Annotated in this window: 13 protein-coding genes; 4 read left to right on the top strand and 9 right to left on the bottom strand. The window is 62.8% G+C overall.

What is annotated here, in order from left to right:
- Positions 1 to 235: 235 nt before the first annotated feature.
- The 9 genes from FHU41_RS00155 to argC form a co-directional block, all read right to left on the bottom strand.
- Positions 236 to 793: a pyridoxine/pyridoxamine 5'-phosphate oxidase gene (locus tag FHU41_RS00155; protein WP_179387672.1), complete on the bottom strand. Its 558-nt coding sequence runs from the start codon at positions 791 to 793 to the stop codon at positions 236 to 238.
- 20 nt (positions 794 to 813) lie between these two features.
- Positions 814 to 2247 carry an argininosuccinate lyase gene (argH, locus tag FHU41_RS00150; protein ID WP_179387671.1) on the bottom strand — a complete coding sequence of 478 codons (1434 nt, stop codon included), beginning with the start codon at positions 2245 to 2247 and terminating at the stop codon, positions 814 to 816.
- A complete protein-coding gene (locus FHU41_RS00145; protein WP_179387670.1) occupies positions 2244 to 3470 on the bottom strand; it encodes an argininosuccinate synthase in 1227 nt (408 codons plus the stop codon). The genes argH and FHU41_RS00145 overlap by 4 nt, the downstream gene beginning before the upstream one ends.
- A 31-nt stretch (positions 3471 to 3501) precedes the next feature.
- A complete protein-coding gene (locus FHU41_RS00140; protein ID WP_179389034.1) occupies positions 3502 to 4005 on the bottom strand; it encodes an arginine repressor in 504 nt (167 codons plus the stop codon).
- 65 nt (positions 4006 to 4070) lie between these two features.
- Entirely contained in the window at positions 4071 to 5006 is a 936-nt protein-coding gene (gene argF, locus FHU41_RS00135; protein WP_179387669.1) for an ornithine carbamoyltransferase, read from the bottom strand.
- Positions 5003 to 6325: an acetylornithine transaminase gene (locus FHU41_RS00130; RefSeq protein WP_179387668.1), complete on the bottom strand. Its 1323-nt coding sequence runs from the start codon at positions 6323 to 6325 to the stop codon at positions 5003 to 5005. The genes argF and FHU41_RS00130 overlap by 4 nt, the downstream gene beginning before the upstream one ends.
- A gap of 5 nt (positions 6326 to 6330) precedes the next feature.
- Positions 6331 to 7218, bottom strand: a complete 888-nt coding sequence (gene argB, locus FHU41_RS00125; protein ID WP_179387667.1) for an acetylglutamate kinase — start codon at positions 7216 to 7218, stop codon at positions 6331 to 6333.
- A 38-nt stretch (positions 7219 to 7256) separates the two neighbouring features.
- Positions 7257 to 8429 carry a bifunctional glutamate N-acetyltransferase/amino-acid acetyltransferase ArgJ gene (gene argJ / locus FHU41_RS00120; RefSeq protein ID WP_179387666.1) on the bottom strand — a complete coding sequence of 391 codons (1173 nt, stop codon included), beginning with the start codon at positions 8427 to 8429 and terminating at the stop codon, positions 7257 to 7259.
- A complete protein-coding gene (gene argC / locus FHU41_RS00115) occupies positions 8426 to 9472 on the bottom strand; it encodes an N-acetyl-gamma-glutamyl-phosphate reductase (protein WP_179387665.1) in 1047 nt (348 codons plus the stop codon). Before argC ends, argJ begins: the two co-directional genes overlap by 4 nt.
- 50 nt (positions 9473 to 9522) lie before the next feature.
- On the opposite strand from argC, the gene FHU41_RS00110 reads away from it, so the two are divergent.
- The 4 genes from FHU41_RS00110 to FHU41_RS00095 are packed head-to-tail and all read left to right on the top strand — an operon-like array spanning position 9523 to position 16317.
- Positions 9523 to 9993, top strand: coding sequence for an SRPBCC family protein (locus tag FHU41_RS00110; protein WP_179387664.1), 471 nt, complete (start codon positions 9523 to 9525; stop codon positions 9991 to 9993).
- Between the two features lie 9 nt (positions 9994 to 10002).
- Positions 10003 to 10983, top strand: coding sequence for a quinone oxidoreductase family protein (locus FHU41_RS00105; RefSeq protein WP_179387663.1), 981 nt, complete (start codon positions 10003 to 10005; stop codon positions 10981 to 10983).
- 10 nt (positions 10984 to 10993) lie between these two features.
- Positions 10994 to 14959 carry a Pls/PosA family non-ribosomal peptide synthetase gene (locus tag FHU41_RS00100; RefSeq protein WP_179387662.1) on the top strand — a complete coding sequence of 1322 codons (3966 nt, stop codon included), beginning with the start codon at positions 10994 to 10996 and terminating at the stop codon, positions 14957 to 14959.
- Positions 14959 to 16317: a M1 family metallopeptidase gene (locus tag FHU41_RS00095; protein WP_179387661.1), complete on the top strand. Its 1359-nt coding sequence runs from the start codon at positions 14959 to 14961 to the stop codon at positions 16315 to 16317. The genes FHU41_RS00100 and FHU41_RS00095 overlap by 1 nt, the downstream gene beginning before the upstream one ends.
- Positions 16318 to 16750 lie beyond the last annotated feature (433 nt).

Here is a 16750-nt window from a genome sequence, read left to right as displayed (position 1 = left end):
TCGACGCGGGTCCCTCGGGCGCGTGGCCCCAGTCCGAGGGCCCCGAAACGAGCTCGCGAGTTTTGGGAGGACGATAGGCGCTATCGCGTGGCCCCTTGCGCCTGGGGATAGTCCATTAGCTTCGCGATAGCCCAATGACGCCGCAGTGGGCTATCGCGAAGTCAGAGAGCTATCGCGAAGCGAGGTAGCGAGGAAGGGAGGCTGGCGAAGCGAGGAATTAAACCTAGCGAAGCGTCTAGGAGTGCGGTGTCGAGGACCAGGCAGCATCCGGAGCATCCCGCCGATAAATCAACCGACGATGCTGCCGGTCGTGCCGGGCCTGCCAAAATTCCACTTCAAGGGCTTCCAAGGCGTAGAGCTGCCAATCCGGGTTCTTGGCTCCGTCGGAGCTGGGCCGTTCCTGCCAGTCTTGGGCGCTCGCCTCCGCGCTCAGCAAGCGAACCGGGCCGCAGACTCGCACCTGACGCCCCGGTTCGGCGTGGTAAAAGTTCATCGCGGCCTGCGGATTCTGTGCTAATTCAAGGCCCTTACGCGAGAGCCGTGAGGTGGCGAAGTACCAACGATCCTGCTCTAGATTCTTCAAAATCAGCATCCGTGAAGAGGGTGCGCCGGTTACAGCAGCAGTCGCCAAAGAAAAGGCATGCGGCTGAAGCAAACCTGCCGAAATGGCTTGTTCCAGCCAATCCAGGAAGAGCTCCCCGGGTTGCGCCGGGGAGCTCTTCAAATCCAGTTCTGGCAACTGCTCGGGGAAGACGGGTAGTCCTCGGAGGCGCCGCCGGAGTTCATCGCTCATCCACTCAGACTAAGCCAGTCTTAGGCCGGAGCGACGAAATCCCGGATCGGGGCAAGCTGCGCCTCGAACGCCGCCCGCTGTTCCAATACTGCCGAAGGGGCGGTCCCGCCCTGGGCGTTGCGACTAGCCAGCGATCCCTCGGTGGAGAGCACGCTGCGCACCTCGGGCGTCAAATGTGCCGAGATCGAGGCATATTCCTGATCGCTCAAGTCCCAGAGCTCCACACCTCGCGATTCGGCCAGTTTTACCGCTGCCCCGGAGAGCTCGTGTGCCTCCCGGAAGGGAACCCCCTGCCGCACCAGCCATTCGGCGATATCGGTGGCCAGCGCAAAACCTAGCGGCGCAAGCTCTTGCAGCCGTTCGGTGTTGAAGGTCAGCGTGGCGATCATCCCGGAAACCGCGGGCAAGAGGAGTTCGAGGTTATCGGCGGCATCAAAAACCGGTGCCTTATCCTCCTGAAGATCCCGATTGTAGGCCAGCGGCAAGCCCTTCAAGGTAGCCAACAGCCCGGTCAGATCACCGATCAGTCGGCCAGCCTTACCTCGCGCCAACTCGGCCACATCCGGGTTCTTCTTCTGCGGCATAATCGAGGATCCGGTGGAGTAAGAATCATCGAGGGTGACGAAGGAGAACTCCTTAGTAGCCCAAAGAATGACCTCCTCGCTGATCCGGGAGAGATTCACCCCAATCATGGCCGTAATCCAGGAGAATTCGGCGAAAACATCCCGCGCGGCCGTACCGTCAATCGAGTTCCAGACTGCCGAATTAAAGCCCAGTTCACTCGCGACGGCGTTCGGGTCCAGGCCGAGTGAGGAACCAGCCAATGCACCAGAGCCGTAAGGCGAGACGGCGGCCCGCCGGTCCCAGTCCTGAAGACGTTGCAGATCGCGCAGCAAAGCCCAGGCATGAGCCATCAAATGATGACTCAAAAGCACCGGCTGGGCGTGCTGCAAATGGGTACGACCGGGCATCGCCACGCCATGATGCGCCGTGGCTTGAGCCAATAACGCATCAATGGTGGCTAGCACGCCCTGACCCACCAAACGAGCATGATCGCGCAAGAACATTAGTCCCAGAGTGGCGATCTGATCGTTCCGGGAGCGCCCGGCGCGCAGCTTGCCACCCAGTTCCGCCCCGGCACGTTCAATCAGCCCGCGCTCCAGCGCACCGTGCACATCCTCATCTGATTCGGCGGCCACAAAAGCACCAGAGCTGACGTCCTGATCAAGCCGATCCAGGGCGGCCAGCATGCCGGTCAGCTCGGCTTCGTTCAGCAGCCCGACCCGGCCCAGCACCCGGGCATGAGCCCGGGAACCGGCCAAATCGTAGCGGGCCAAGCGCCAGTCGAAATCGGTGGATTTGCTCAGCGCTGCCAGCGCATCGGCTGGTCCACCAGCGAAGCGCGCGCCCCAGAGGGAGCCCTTGTTAGTGGTCGAGGAAGACGATTCGCTCATGCTCCCGCACCGGATGAAGCAACCCGCTGATCCCGGCTGGAGGCCGTCTTAGCGGACATTCCCCAGAGCTCGATGAAGCCCTTAGCCTGCGACTGGTCGAAGGTATCGCCGGTATCGTAAGTGGCCAGATTGAAGTCATAGAGACCGGTGTTGCTGCGGCGACCATTCACCTGTGCTACCCCACCGTGCAGGGTCAACCGGATATCCCCCGAAACATACTTCTGAGTGTCTTCGATGAACACATCCAGCGAGCGCTTGAGCGGCGAAAACCACTGGCCGTCGTAGACCAGTTCGGACCAGCGCTGGCCCACAGTGGCCTTGAATCGGGCTTGCTCTCGCTCGATGGTGACATCTTCTAGATGCTTATGCGCAGCGATCAGGGTCATTGCACCGGGAGCTTCGTAAATCTCGCGGCTCTTAATACCGACCAGGCGGTCCTCCACCACATCGATCCGGCCCACGCCTTGGGCACCGGCCCGACGATTGAGTTCCTGGATGATTTGCAGCGGGGAAAGCGCAACCCCGTCCACGGCGACCGGCACACCAGCCTGGAAGGAAATCACTACCTCGTCCGGGGTCGGCGGGAACTCGGGCGTTGCGGTGTAATCGTAGATGTCCTTAGTGGGACCGTTCCAGATGTCCTCGAGGTAACCGGTTTCTACGGCACGGCCCCAGACGTTCTGGTCAATGGAGTAGGGGTTCTTCTTGGTGGTCTCGATCGGCAGGTTGTTCCGCTCGGCGTACTCAATCGCCTTATCGCGGGTCAGCGCCAAGTCCCGAACCGGGGCAATGCACTTCAGGTCCGGTCCCAGGGTCTGAATGCCAACTTCGAAGCGAACCTGATCGTTGCCCTTGCCGGTGCAGCCGTGAGCCACCGTGGTGGCACCGAACTCGCGGGCGGCCTTGACCAGATGCTTGACGATCACCGGACGGGAGATGGCAGAAACCAGCGGGTAGTGCCCCTGGTAAAGAGCGTTTGCCTTCAAAGTGGGCATGCAGTACTCATTGGCGAACTCGTCGCGGGCATCGGCCACATAGGCCTCCACGGCACCGCAGCCGAGCGCCCTCTGCCGGACGGTTTCCAGCGATTCGCCGCCCTGGCCGACGTCGACCGCCACCGCGATCACTTCGGCACCAGTGGCCTCGCCAATCCAGCCAATGGCTACCGAGGTGTCTAAGCCACCGGAGTAGGCAAGCACGATCCTGTTATTAGAGCCAGTCATTGAAGGTTCCTTTCGGTTCTGAGTCAGAAATCTATTGAGTGTTTGAGGGATCTTGAGCAAATTGCAGGAAGCGGTCGGCGATTTCCGCGCCGCCCTGCGGGTCCCGGGCGATGATCAGCACGGTATCGTCACCCGCTATGGTGCCCAGAATCTCCGGCAACACCGAGTGATCGATGGCCATCGCCAGGAAGTTCGCGGCTCCCGGCGGGGTACGCAGTACCGCCAGGTTCGCCGAAGCTTCGGCGGTGACCAGCAACTCAGCGCAAAGCCGAGTCAAGCGTGCATCCAGGTACTCCTTGGACACCGCGGCGTGTGGGGTGCGGTCCACCCCAGCCTGCGGCACCGCGTAGACCAATCCGGCTTCGCTACGCACCCGGACCGCACCAAGCTCGACCAGATCACGGGAGAGAGTCGCCTGGGTGACCTGTACGCCGTCGGCGATCAGTAGCTCCGCCAACTCGGCCTGAGAGCGTACCGTGCGGCCGGTGAGCAGAGCGGCGATCCTGGCCTGCCGGGCGGTCTTGGTGGCGGGCATGAGTTGAATCGGAAGGCTGTGAGTGTCTTCCGCTCCGGCTATTCCGGGCTCCTCGGCGGCGAAGCTCACGATCGCTCCATCAACCAAGCCAGCAGAGCCTTCTGCGCATGCAAACGGTTTTCCGCCTCGTCCCAAACCACCGATTGCGGGCCGTCGATCACCTCGGCAGAGATCTCGTAGCCCCGGTAAGCGGGCAGGCAGTGCAACACGATTGCCTCGGGGGCCGCCAGCGCAAGCGCCTCGGCGTCCAGCGAATAAGCCTTGAAGATTTCCGTCCGCTCGGCTTTCTCCTCTTCTTGTCCCATCGATACCCAGGTATCGGTGGCCAGCACATCTGCCCCGGAGACGGCGAGCCGCAGATCGTCGGTGACCAGCACCGAACCACCGGTCTGCTCGGCACGTTCCTGTGCACTGCGCACCACGGCCGCATCCGGCTGATACTCAGCAGGCGCCCCGATCCGCACATGCATGCCCGCAGTCACCCCGGCGAGTAGATAGGAGTTAGCCATATTATTGGCGCCGTCACCCAAGTAGGTCATGGTTAGACCCTTGAGTTCACCCTTATGTTCCTTGACGGTGAGCAGGTCCGCGAGCAGTTGGCAAGGATGGTAGTCATCGGAGAGCGCGTTGATCACCGGCACCCGGGAGTTCGCTGCCATTTCCTCCAGACCGGCTTGGCCGAAGGTACGCCAGACAATGGCCGCGACCATCCGCTCCAGGACCTTGGTGGTGTCCGCAACGGACTCCTTATGCCCCAGTTGGGACTCCCCCGCATTGATCACCAGCGGTGATCCACCCAGATCGGCGATCCCGGTGGCGAAGGAGACCCGGGTTCGGGTGGAGGTTTTATCGAAGATCACCGCAACGGTCTTTCGGCCGGCGCCTTCTGCCGCGAAGGGCTGACGCAGATAAGGGCTGCGCTTGAGCTGCAGCGCTAAGTCAAGCACCTCGCTCTGCTCTTCCGGGCTCAGGTCTGTATCGACAAGGAAGTGACGGGTCATTTCGTTCCTGACTCTCCTGGGGTCTGGGCGGCACCGATGATCTTCGGCAGCGCTGTGATAAAACTATCCGATTGTTCTTGGCTGAGGATCAGCGGCGGGGCCAACCGGATGGTCTGCGGGCCTGGGCTATTAATAATGAATCCGGCGTCCAGGGCGGCTTGCACCATAGCGGCCGCGATCGGCAGATCGAGGTCGAAGCCGATCAGTAGGCCGCTGCCCCGCACTTCGGTGACGTGCTCGACGTCGGCCAGCGCCTTCCGCAGTGCCTCACCGCGGGTGCGGACTTGGCCCAGCAGCCCGGTGGATTCGATCGTGTGCAGAGTAGCCAAGGCGGCAGCCGTGGCCGCCGGATTTCCACCGAAGGTGGTGCCGTGGGAGCCCGGCCCCAGCAGCCCCGAGATATTGGAGCCTACCGCGATTAGCGCGCCAATCGGGAAGCCGCTGCCCAAGCCCTTAGCCAGCGTCACGACGTCGGGCAGTTCCGCGGGGCTGAATCCGGAACCGTAGATCTCCGGGGTCGCCAGCCATTGCCCGGTACGTCCGATTCCGGTCTGCACCTCGTCGACAATCAGCAGTGCCCCGGCCTGCCGGGTGAGTTCCCGGGCCGCCTTAAGGTAACCGGTGGGCAGCGGGCGAACGCCTACTTCGCCCTGGATGGGTTCCACAAAGAGAGCCGCAACATCCTGGGAGGCCAGGGCTTCCCGCAGGGCATTGAGGTCGCCGAAGGGCAGGTGTTCCACCCCGGGCGGCAACGGCTCAAAGGGCTTCCGGTAAGCCTCCTTGGCGGTCAGCGCGAGGGCTCCCATGCTGCGCCCGTGGAAAGCCCCCTCCAGAGCCAGGATGCGGGGTTTAGCGTTCTGATTCCCCCAGACCCGAGCAATCTTGAAAGCCGCCTCATTGGCTTCGGTGCCCGAATTGGTGAAAAACGCCGTGGAACCTTCGGGGGCTTGGGTAATCTGTAGCAGTTTCTCCGCGAGCGCCACCTGGGTGGGGCTGGTGAAGAAATTGGAGACGTGCCCCAGGGTGGCCAGCTGGCTGGTGATCACCGAGGTGACAAAGGGGTGCGCGTGGCCCAGTGCATTGACCGCGACGCCGCCGAGTAGATCCAGATACTCCTTGCCATCGGCGTCCCAGACCAAGGCTCCGGCACCACGCACCAAGACGCGTTGTGGGGTACCGAAAACGCCCATTAGAGAGTGCTGATAGCGAGCCAACCACTGAGCGCTGCTCGATTCGTGGACCAATTCATGGACCGGGGCTGAAACCTCTGGCCGGAGTAGCTCGGCGGAGCTCTCCCCGCCGCTTGCTGGGGTATTCATCGGGGTCATCCTTGCTCCTCGGGCTGTTCCACTTGATCGGAGAAGATCTGGGTTCCATTGCCCGCCGCGGTGAAGATCTCCAGCAGCATGGAGTGCGGGCTGCGTCCGTCCACCACAGAGGCGCTCTGCACCCCGCCGTCAACCGCTTCCAAGCAGGCGGCCATCTTCGGGATCATCCCGGAAGCCAGGCTGGGCAGCAGCTCACGCAGTTCGCTCGCGCTCAGCGCGCTGATCAAGGAGTCCTTATCCGGCCAGTTCCGGTACAGTCCCTCCACATCGGTCAGGATCACCAGCCGGGAGGCTTGCAACGCCACGGCCAGGGCGGCGGCTGCGGTATCGGCATTGACGTTGAGCACGCTGGAAGGGTCACCGATTTCCGGGGCGATGGTGGAAATCACCGGGATCCGGCCGGCGTCGAGCAGGTCCAGGATGGAGCCGGGGTTGACTCCCACCACCTCGCCAACCTGGCCAAGTTCGGGCTGGGTTTTGCGGGCTTGAAGTAGTGCGCCGTCCTCACCGGAGAGTCCGACGGCGTAAGGGCCGTGGGTGTTGATCAGGCCTACCAGCTCGCGGCCAACCTGACCGGTCAGCACCATTCGCACCACGTCCATGGCCTCCGGCGTGGTCACCCGCAGCCCGCCCTTGAACTCTGACTCGATGCCGAGCTTGCTCAGCATGACGTTGATCTGGGGTCCGCCGCCGTGCACCACTACGGGCTTAATGCCGACGTGGTGCAGGAACACCATGTCCTCGGCGAAGGCGCGGCGCAGTTCCTCGCTGATCATCGCGTTCCCGCCGTACTTGACCACCATTACGGTTCCCGCGAAGCGCTGGATCCAGGGCAGTGCCTCGACCAGGATCGCGGCCTTATCCTGAGCTTGCTTCTTCGTCATCTTGCTCCTCAAGCTGTCAGTCCTCCCACCCAATGGGCCTAGGACGAGTACGCGCTGTTCTCGTGAACGTAATCGTGGGTCAGGTCATTGGTCCATACCGTGGCTTCCGCATCGCCTGCGGCTAGGTCAATCTCCACAGTGACCAATCGGGGGTCTAGATCGACCAGGTCCCGCGAGTCTCCGATGCCGCCATTGCGGCAGATCTGCACGCCGTTCATGCTGACGTTGATCCGGTCTGGATCAAAGCTGGCCAGTTCTTCTGGCACGGTGCCAACGGCGGCCAGCACCCTGCCCCAGTTCGGGTCCTTACCAAAGATTGCGGTTTTGAACAGATTGGAGCGAGTCACGGCTTTGCTGACCAGCACGGCCTGTTCCTCGCTCGCCGCATTGAAGGTCCGAACCGCAATATCGTGGCTGGCTCCTTCGGCATCGCCGATGAGCTGACGAGCCAAATCCTGGCAGAGCTCGGTGAGCGCGGCCTGAAATTCGTCTTGCTCCGGAGTGACTCCGCTGGCACCGGAGGCCAGCAGGATCACGGTGTCATTGGTGGACATGCAGCCATCAGAGTCCGTGCGGTCAAAGCTCAGCCTGCAGGCTTCCCGCAGGGCAGCGTCCAACTGCTCCGGGCTGAGCACCGCATCGGTGCTCAGTACCACCAGCATGGTGGCCAGCGCCGGGGCGAGCATGCCCGCTCCCTTGGCCATGCCGCCCAGCTTCCATTCTCGACCGTTGGTTTGTCCGCTGAACTGCGCCTGCTTGGGCACCGTATCGGTGGTCATAATCGCCAGCGCTGCCGCCGGGCCGCCGTCGTGGGCTAACTGCCCAGCCGCAGCTTCGACGCCGGGGAGTAATTTGTCCATCGGCAATTGCTCGCCAATCAGCCCGGTGGAGCAGACCAACACATCGGCCGCCGAAATACCGAGCAGTTCAGCGGTTTTCTCCGCACTGGCATGGGTGTTCTGGAAGCCCTGGGCGCCCGTGCAGGCATTGGCACCACCGGAGTTGAGCAGCACCGCGTCCGCCCGGCCATCACCAATCACCTGACGCGACCAGTGCACCGGGGCGGCGGCCACCCGATTGGAGGTAAAGACGGCGGCCGCGTTCTTCAGTGGCCCGTCATTGACCACCAGTGCGACGTCGGCACGGCCGGAAGCCTTCAAACCTGCGGTCACCCCGGCGGCGCGGAATCCTTGGGCGTGGCTAACACTCATGGTGCAACTCCTTGCTGTCCCAGGCCCAGGGTCTCTTCCAGACCAAGGGCGATATTCATCGACTGCACCGCTCCACCGGCGGTGCCTTTGGTCAGATTGTCAATCACGGCGCAGATCACCAGGCGACCAGCATGCTCATCGAAGGCAAGCTGCAGGGCCACGTGATTGGAGCCGTAAACGCTCTGGGTAGCTGGCCATTGCCCCTCCGGGAGCAGATGAATGAAGGGCTCATCTTGATAGGCTTCGGCCCAGATCTGGCGCAGTTCCTCGGCGACGTTGCCGCCCTTCACCAATTGCGGAGCCACCTTGACGGTCGCCGTGGTCAAAATGCCACGACTCATCGGTGCCAGCGTGGGGGTGAAGGAAATCGTCACGGCCTCCCCCGCCACCTGGCTGAGTCCCTGTTCGATCTCCGGGGTGTGCCGGTGCCCGCCACCCACGCCATAGGGACTCATCGAGCCGATTACCTCGGAGCCGAGCAGGTTTGCTTTGAGCGATTTGCCCGCGCCCGAGGTGCCGGAGGCGGAAACGATCACCACGTCCTCGGGTAGCAGCATACCGGCGGCGAACCCGGGGGCCAGTGCGAGTAAGGATCCGGTCGGATAGCAACCGGGAACGGCGATCCGTTTGCTGCCCCGGAGCTTCTCTCGCTGGCCGGGCAGTTCGGGCAGACCGTAAGGCCAGGAACCTGAATGCTCGCTACCGTAGAACGCTTTCCAGGCGGCCGGGTCTTCCAGACGATGATCGGCACCAGCGTCAATCACGAGCGTTTCAGCGGGTAGCTGCGCGGCCAGTTCCGCCGAGGCGCCGTGCGGCAAGGCCAGGAACACAACGTCGTGCCCGGACAGGTTCGCCGCGGTGGTCTCTTCGAGCAGTCGATCACTCAGACTATGTAAATGCGGCTGCAGTGCGCCTAGTCTTGAGCCAGCGTTACTGTGCGCGGTGATGGCACCAATGCTGACCTGCGGATGGTTACTGAGCAAGCGCAGCAATTCACCACCGGCGTATCCGCTCGCGCCGGAGACCGCAACTGAAATTGTCATAACAAGATCGTAGCTCAGTTTTCTGCAAATATACATTGGTGTAAATATTTATGCATAAATATTCTTTCCGAACCGATTGGCGGCTCCCGGTCGCCCCGGAACGCTGCTGGCAGGAACTGGTGGTGCAGCACAGCTGGCGACTTTGGTGGCCCGCGCTACGCGATACCGATCGGGTGGAAACTCCACTGCTGCCCGGCTCAGAATTACGGTTGACGGTGCGCAGTCCACTTGGCTACCGGCTCAGAGTGAGCCTGATCGTCGTCGAGCTAGCAACTAACCGTTTCTTGAAGGTGACGGGCAGCGGCGATCTCCAGGGCCAGGGCAGAGCTTACTTTCGAGCCGAAGAGCTACCCTCGGGACAGCAGGGAACCCGTTTGCGGATCTTCTGGACGGTGCAGACAACCCGCCATTGGATGAATCTACTGTCACCCGTGGCGGCCCCGATCTTTGGCTGGGCACATGGGGCCGTGATGCGCGACGGCGAGCGCCGGTTCCGCCGCTATCTCACCACAAGCACATAGCATGGTGGTATGAGCCAAGCCATCATCGCCCAGACCCCTGGTGGGCCGGAAGTTCTGCAGATTGCCGACGTCGAGAAGCCCGTTCCCGGGCCGGGACAGTTACTGGTCAAGGTAGCGGCCGCCGGGATCAATTACATCGAAACCTATCAGCGCGAGGGCATTTACCCGGTTGCCCTTCCCTTCACTCCCGGTGCGGAATCCGCCGGTACCGTGGAAGCGCTCGGCGAGGGAGTCAGCGACTTTGCTATCGGTGACCGGGTAGCCACCGCCGAAGGCAGCAAGTCCTACGCCGAATACACCCTGATCGATGCCCAAAAAGCGCTTCCAGTTCCGCAGGCGCTGGACCTAGAGGTTGCCGCAGCCTTGCCGCTACAAGGCATGACCGCGCACTATCTGATCAATTCCTCCTTCAAAGTGGAGGCCGGACACACCATCCTCACCCATGCCGGCGCTGGCGGAGTTGGCTTGCTGCTGAGCCAACTGCTCAAGGCCAAAGGTGCCACGGTCATCACCACTGTCTCCACCGCGGAGAAGGCTGCTTTGGCCAAAGACGCCGGCGCCGATCATGTCTTGCACTATCAAGATCAGCAGGGTCGCGGCTTCGCCGAGCAGGTCCGGGAAATCACCGATGGTCGAGGAGTGGACGCGGTGCTGGACGGCGTGGGCAAGGACACCTTCGACGGCTCGCTGGCCACGCTGGCAATCCGCGGCACCCTGGTGCTCTACGGGGCAGCTTCCGGCCCGGTGCCGCCGCTGGACATTCAGCGACTCAACTCCGGTGGTTCGCTCTTCCTGACCCGTCCCACCCTGGCGCACCACACCTTGACCGCAGAAGAGCGGCGGTGGCGAGCTTCGGAAATCTTCGACGCCGCCGACGACGGTTCGCTTCGAGTGCGGATCGGTGGCCGCTACCCGCTGGCCGAGGCTGCACAGGCGCATCGCGATCTACAAGGGCGCAAGACCACCGGAAAGCTGTTGCTGCTGCCATGAGTCGACGGCGATGAACTCGTATCTGCCCCAGTTGCCCGGCTCCCAAGCCACTCCGCCCGCCCGGACGCTGATCGACATCCTGAATAGTACGGCCGCCGCCTTTCCCGATGCTTCTGCCCTGGACGACGGCCGCCGTTCGCTGAGTTACGCGGAACTTCTTTCCGAGGTCAAGGCCTACGCCAAGGAGTTGCACCTGGCTGGGCTGGGAGCCGGGGACAAGATCGGAGTCCGCATCCCGTCCGGAACGGCGGAACTGTACATCGCCATCCTCGCAGTGCTACTAATTGGCGCCGCCTACGTCCCGGTGGATGCAGACGACCCGGATGAGCGGGCCAAGCTCGTCTTCGCCGAAGCCCAGGTGGCTGGCATTCTGCATGCCGCCAAAAAGGGTGGGAATGCCCGGCCAAATATCATTACCGGCAAGAACCGTACCGCTCCTTTTCCGGCTCCACGGCCGCCCCGGTTGGAGGATGATTCCTGGGTGATCTTTACCTCCGGTTCCACCGGGACACCCAAAGGGGTGGCGGTCAGTCATCGTTCCTCGGCGGCTTTTGTCGACGCAGAGGCCCGGTTGTTCTTGCAATCCGAGGCAGCAGGCGGACCGCTCGGCCCCTCCGACCGGGTTTTAGCCGGGCTTTCGGTGGCCTTCGATGCCTCCTGCGAGGAGATGTGGCTGGCCTGGCGGCACGGTGCCTGCCTGGTGCCCGCACCCCGTTCGCTAGTCCGCACCGGAATGGACCTCGGTCCCTGGCTGATCTCCCAGGGCATCACGGTGGTTTCCACGGTGCCTACCCTGGCGGCGCTCTGGCCGGTAGAAGCGCTGGAGAACGTTCGATTGCTGATCTTCGGCGGCGAGGCTTGCCCGCCGGAGTTGGCGGAACGGCTCGCCGTGCCGGACCGCGAGGTCTGGAACACTTACGGCCCCACCGAGGCCACCGTGGTGGCCTGCGCTGCCCCGCTCACCGGGCAGCTCCCGGTCCGGATCGGTCTGCCCTTGGACGGCTGGGATCTCGCGGTGGTCGATGCCGAGGGCAAGCCGGTGGCGGCGGGCGAGATTGGCGAATTGATCATTGGCGGTGTCGGCTTGGCGCGCTATCTGGACCCAGCGAAGGACGCCGAGAAGTACGCTCCGATGCCCACTCTCGGCTGGGAACGGGCCTACCGCAGCGGTGACTTGGTTCGCTACGAAACCGCAGGGCTAGTTTTTATGGGCCGGGCCGATGAGCAGATCAAACTCGGTGGTCGCCGGATCGAGTTGGGTGAGATCGATGCGGCGCTACAGGCCCTGCCCGGGGTGGCCGGAGCGGCAGCAGCGGTCAAAACGACGGCGGCTGGGAACCAGATCCTGGTGGGTTACCTGGTACTGGCATCCCCGAGCTCCGAAGCCGGGGTGAGCAACGGTGAAGCCCTCCCCGATCTGGCCAGCTATCGGGCAGCGCTGGGCAAGGCTCTACCCGCCCCGCTCATTCCGCTGCTGACAGTAACCGAGACCTTGCCGAGCAAAACCAGTGGCAAGGTCGACCGCGCCGCCCTGCCTTGGCCACTGCCAGGAAGCGATTCCGCCGACGACGCCAAGGAACTTAATCTGGCACCGGACGCGCAATGGATCATGGACCAGTGGAACGCCATACTGGGTGGTTCGGCTAGCAGCTTGGACGCAGATTTCTTCGCACAAGGCGGCGGCTCGTTGGCGGCGGCTCAACTGGTCTCCGCCTTGCGCGCACACTATCCCACCATTACGGTGGCCGATATCTACGCCCACCCAAGGCTCGGCGCCCTGGTGGACTTGGCCCGCCAAACCGTACCGGAGTACGAAGCTGGGGAACCCGCCGTCGTCCGCGAAGTCAGCAGAACCACGCGTAAATCTCAGGTCTTCCAGACCCTGATGGGAATCCCGCTACACATCCTGGTGGGCATGCGCTGGCTGACCTATTTAATGATTCTGAACAATCTGCTCGGTTGGTACGCCCCCGCCGTCAACTTCCCGACCATTAGCTGGTGGTGGGTGCTGGTCAGTTGGGCAGTTTTTGTCAGCCCTTGGGGCCGGATGAGTATTTCGGTACTCGCCGCCCGATTCCTACTGCGCGGGGTTGGTCCCGGCATTTATCCGCGCAGCGGCAGGGTGCATCTGAAGCTTTGGCTGGCCGAGCAGATAGCCGATTTGGCTCAGGCTGTCTCGCTGGCCAGCGCCCCGTGGGTAACGCACTATGCCCGGGCACTCGGAGCCAAGGTGGGCAAGGACGTCAGCCTGCACTCGGTACCTCCGGTGACTGGACTACTCAGCCTGGGCGAAGGCAGTTCCATTGAGCCGGAGGTCGATCTTTCCGGTTGGTGGATCGACGGCGATAACGTGCATATCGGGGCCATTTCGGTGGGCGCACATGCCACGGTCGGCGCGCGCAGCACGCTGATGCCCGGCACCCGGGTGGGTCGGGGCGCCCAGGTGGCCGCCGGCTCCGCGGTGCTAGGCAAGGTACGGTCCGGGCAGCAATATTCCGGTGCCCCCGCCGAGCGAGTGGGCAAGGCACGTCCGGATTGGCCGGTGGCACCGGAACGCAGCAACCGGCTCTGGCTGGGCATCTATGCCCTCGCTTCCACCGGCCTCGCGATGATTCCGTTCCTGGCCGCGGCAGCAGCAGCTTGGCTGGCTCTGTTACTAGCTGGTCCCGCTGCGCTTCAGGAAAACTATTTCCGGCTGCTCCTGGCCGCACCGCTGGCCACCCTACTCTGGTTCTTGGTGCTGATGTTGCTGGTGCTGGGAACGGTTCGGCTGCTCAGCCTGGGTCTGCGCGAGGGGTTCCATCCGATCCGCAGCCGGATCGGATGGCAGGTTTGGGCCACCGAACGAGTGCTGGACTTAGCCCGAGACCTGCTCTTCCCGATCTATGCCTCGCTTTTCACCCCGGTCTGGTTAAGGCTGCTAGGTGCCAAGATCGGCAAGAACGTAGAGGCTTCCACGGTACTTCTGTTGCCTTCGATGACAACGGTGGGCGACGGCGCATTCCTGGCGGATGACACGATGGTCGCCTCCTACGAGCTCGGCGGCGGCTTCGTGCATATCGCCCCGGCCAAGATCGGCAAACGAGCCTTCCTGGGCAATTCCGGAATGACGGCTGCTGGCCGCTCGGTGCCGAAGAACTCGCTCGTTGCGGTGCTCTCCGCAACTCCGGCGAAGGCCAAGGCCGGTTCCTCCTGGCTGGGCTCTCCCCCGGTGCGATTGCGCCGGGTGGCACAGGATTCGGATTCCTCGCGGACCTTCGACCCATCCCAGAAACTTAAGCTGGCCCGCACGCTCTGGGAAATCTGCCGCTTTGTACCCACCGTGCTGACCGTAATGATCGCAATCAGCGTGCTGAGTCTGTTCTCCTGGCTAGCCGAGCACTGGGGTTACCTGAGCGCGGCGGTGCTTGGCGGCGTCGTGATCATGCTGGCCGGTGCGGTGGCCGCGGGTAGTGCCGTAGTGGCCAAATGGTTGCTGGTCGGCAGAATCCGGGTGGGTGAGCATCCGCTCTGGAGTTCTTTTATTTGGCGCAACGAGGTGGTGGATACCTTCATCGAGCTGGTGGCCGCACCGTGGTTCGCCCGGGCCGCGAGCGGCACCCCGGCCTTGGTCTGGTGGTTGCGGGCGCTCGGCGCGAAAATCGGCCACGGCTCCTGGTGTGAGTCCTACTGGTTGCCCGAGGCCGATCTGGTGACCCTGGGTGAGAGTTCGACAGTGAATCGCGGCTGCGTGGTGCAGACTCACCTTTTCCACGACCGGATCATGGCGCTCGATACCGTTACTCTGGAGGACGGCGCCACGATGGGCCCGCATGGGGTAATCCTGCCCGCAGCTCGAGTAGCTCGGGGCGGAACCGTCGGGCCGGCGTCGCTGGTGATGCGCGGAGAGACCGTGCCCGCCGGAAGCTACTGGATGGGCAATCCGGTCTCGCCCTGGAGCGGGCCGGTCCGCCCTGGGGAACCACGAAGGAATTAATGAGCTCCGAAGAACCGCTCGACCGCTACACTCCCGGTCATGGCTGCGCCGACTACCGAGTAGAACACTACGATCTGGAGCTGGACTGTCGTTTGGCGAGCAATCGCTTGATCGGCAAATCCGTGATGACAGCAGTTTCCCGGGGCAAGCTCAAAACCATCGTGCTCAGCCTGGCGGGATTGCGGGCTTCAAAAATTTCGGTGAAGAGCGCGGGCAAAAGCGTCAAGGTGGCCAAGTACGCACAGCGCGAGGAGCAATTGCTGATCACCCTGGTCGAACCCATCGGCAAAGACAAAAAATTCAGCACCCAGATCCGTTACGAGGGCAATCCGGTGCCCAGTGTGGGGCTATGGGGCGACGTCGGCTGGGAAGAGTTGGCTGACGGGGTACTGGTGGCGGGCCAACCGACCGGAGCGCCTACTTGGTTCCCCTGTAATGACCATCCGAGCCAGAAGGCAAGCTACCGGATCTCGGTCAGCACCGATGCGAATTACCGACCGGTCTGCAATGGCACCCTGGTAGCGCACAGCGTGAAATCGAGCCGCGAGACCTGGGTCTATGAGCAGCTCGAACCGATGGCTAGCTACCTGGCTACCGTGCAGATTGGTCGCTACGAGCTGGTTCCGCTCTCCGATCAGCCGCGTGGCGCGCATCGAATGGACACCGAGCAAGTCCCCTTGGCCGTCGCCGTTTCTCCTCGCTTGCGGGCCCGAGCCTTGGCCGGGTTGGCCAAACAGCGCGCCATGATGGACACCTTCGAATACTGCTTTGGACCGTACCCTTTCCCCGGATACACCGTGGTGGTCACCGAGGATGAGCTGGACATCCCCTTGGAAGCGCAGACCCTGTCGATTATCGGCCGCAATCACCTGGATCGTAGCTGGGAGGCGCAGCGGCTGGTGGCGCATGAGCTATCGCATCAGTGGTTCGGTAATTCGCTCACGGTTTCTTCCTGGGAAGACATCTGGCTGCACGAGGGCTTCGCCTGCTATGCGGAATGGATCTGGTCCGAGGCTTCCGGAACGATGGAGGTGGCTGAGCGGGCTCGGCTGGCACATCGGATGCTTGCCGGACAGCCCGAAGACCTGGTGATCGGTGCCCCCGGCCCCGAGCTGATGTTCGATGATCGAGTCTATAAACGTGGCGCTTTGGCCGTGCATGCCTTGCGAGAGGCCTTTGGTGAGGAGGCGTTCTTCGGCTTGCTCCGGGAGTGGACTGCGCGCTTTGCGCATCGCAACGTTCAAACATCCGATTTGATTGCTCTTGCCGACGAGCTGATTCCCGGTTGCGGGGCTGCTTCGGTGTTGGAGCCCTGGTTGTATCGGGCGGAGTTACCGAGTCTGGGCGGGCGTGCTTAGCGGTTCGGTTCTTGGCGGTTGTTTGCCGTCGGTTCTTGGCGGTTCGGTTCTCGGCGGTTGTTTGCCGTTCGGTTCTTGGCGGTTGTTTCGAATTTCGCCGTTTCCGCTACCGTTTCCCCTTTCGGCGCCCGTAATTACGGGCGCATCGAAGGGAAACGGGTGCCGATTCCTCATGGACGGGATGGTTTCCGGACGATGATGGTTTCTGAGGGGCGGCGTTGTTCGAGCGGCAGTGTCCGGACGGTGACGTTGTTCGGCCAAATGCTTCCTCGTTTGGTGAACCGCGTCCGTCAATAATTTGCGTTGAACTCAGGCCTCGATCGAGCGAGCTGCATCGTCACCTATTCAGCTACCGTTTCCCTCAAATGCGCCCGTTTCCCGCCCGCAGACATCCCCTCAGTCTGGATCTCGCCGTTTCCGCTACCGTTTCCCC

It is taken from the genome of Psychromicrobium silvestre, assembly GCF_013408295.1.
Taxonomy (GTDB): Bacteria; Actinomycetota; Actinomycetes; order Actinomycetales; family Micrococcaceae; genus Renibacterium; species Renibacterium silvestre.
The sequence above is the reverse complement of the archived record's forward strand: the minus strand, read 5'-3'. Positions and strand labels throughout refer to the sequence as shown.

What these genes read in the sequence shown, in the direction of transcription:
- FHU41_RS00155 (WP_179387672.1), bottom strand. Translation starts at nt 793, where the DNA reads ATGAGCGATGAACTCCGGCGGCGCCTCCGAGGACTACCCGTCTTCCCC.
- argH (WP_179387671.1), bottom strand. Translation starts at nt 2,247, where the DNA reads ATGAGCGAATCGTCTTCCTCGACCACTAACAAGGGCTCCCTCTGGGGC.
- FHU41_RS00145 (WP_179387670.1), bottom strand. Translation starts at nt 3,470, where the DNA reads ATGACTGGCTCTAATAACAGGATCGTGCTTGCCTACTCCGGTGGCTTA.
- FHU41_RS00140 (WP_179389034.1), bottom strand. Translation starts at nt 4,005, where the DNA reads ATGCCCGCCACCAAGACCGCCCGGCAGGCCAGGATCGCCGCTCTGCTC.
- argF (WP_179387669.1), bottom strand. Translation starts at nt 5,006, where the DNA reads ATGACCCGTCACTTCCTTGTCGATACAGACCTGAGCCCGGAAGAGCAG.
- FHU41_RS00130 (WP_179387668.1), bottom strand. Translation starts at nt 6,325, where the DNA reads ATGAATACCCCAGCAAGCGGCGGGGAGAGCTCCGCCGAGCTACTCCGG.
- argB (WP_179387667.1), bottom strand. Translation starts at nt 7,218, where the DNA reads ATGACGAAGAAGCAAGCTCAGGATAAGGCCGCGATCCTGGTCGAGGCA.
- argJ (WP_179387666.1), bottom strand. Translation starts at nt 8,429, where the DNA reads ATGAGTGTTAGCCACGCCCAAGGATTCCGCGCCGCCGGGGTGACCGCA.
- argC (WP_179387665.1), bottom strand. Translation starts at nt 9,472, where the DNA reads ATGACAATTTCAGTTGCGGTCTCCGGCGCGAGCGGATACGCCGGTGGT.
- FHU41_RS00110 (WP_179387664.1), top strand. Translation starts at nt 9,523, where the DNA reads ATGCATAAATATTCTTTCCGAACCGATTGGCGGCTCCCGGTCGCCCCG.
- FHU41_RS00105 (WP_179387663.1), top strand. Translation starts at nt 10,003, where the DNA reads ATGAGCCAAGCCATCATCGCCCAGACCCCTGGTGGGCCGGAAGTTCTG.
- FHU41_RS00100 (WP_179387662.1), top strand. Translation starts at nt 10,994, where the DNA reads ATGAACTCGTATCTGCCCCAGTTGCCCGGCTCCCAAGCCACTCCGCCC.
- FHU41_RS00095 (WP_179387661.1), top strand. Translation starts at nt 14,959, where the DNA reads ATGAGCTCCGAAGAACCGCTCGACCGCTACACTCCCGGTCATGGCTGC.